The organism is Pseudanabaena sp. BC1403, assembly GCF_002914585.1.
Classification (GTDB): Bacteria; Cyanobacteriota; Cyanobacteriia; order Pseudanabaenales; family Pseudanabaenaceae; genus Pseudanabaena.
Genome location: NZ_PDDM01000085.1, coordinates 1 through 376 on the forward strand (window position 1 = coordinate 1; position 376 = coordinate 376).

The window sequence follows — 376 nt, forward strand, 5'->3', positions numbered from 1 at the left end:
GGTATGAGCATTTTACGGTTTTTGGTTGCACTGACCCTGAGGCAACAAACTACAATCCTGATGCAACTGAAAATGATGGGAGTTGTGTGTATTAACCATGAGTCAGCTTGAAACTTTACAAAATATCTATACAAAAATCGCAGATATTTACGATAAATTCTGCGAAGGACTGAGCGTTAATGACCCTGTGACGATGATCACTGATGATTTAGTGATTAGTGAGACTACGTGGACAACCAACGGCTTAATATTTGACAATCCTGATGAAGATGAAGCGATCGGCACAGCCCAGCTAGAAATTAATAGCGTTTTAGCAATAGCCTTGGAAGTGGCTAGAGATGAAGTGACAAGCTATGATGCAACCGCCTTAAATCCG

General features: G+C 41.0%; 1 protein-coding gene. It reads left to right on the forward strand.

Annotation, left to right across the window (positions count from 1 at the left end):
* Positions 1–97 precede the first annotated feature (97 nt).
* The coding region (locus tag CQ839_RS24690; protein ID WP_146048822.1) for a hypothetical protein at positions 98–376 on the forward strand (279 nt) is incomplete at its 3' end.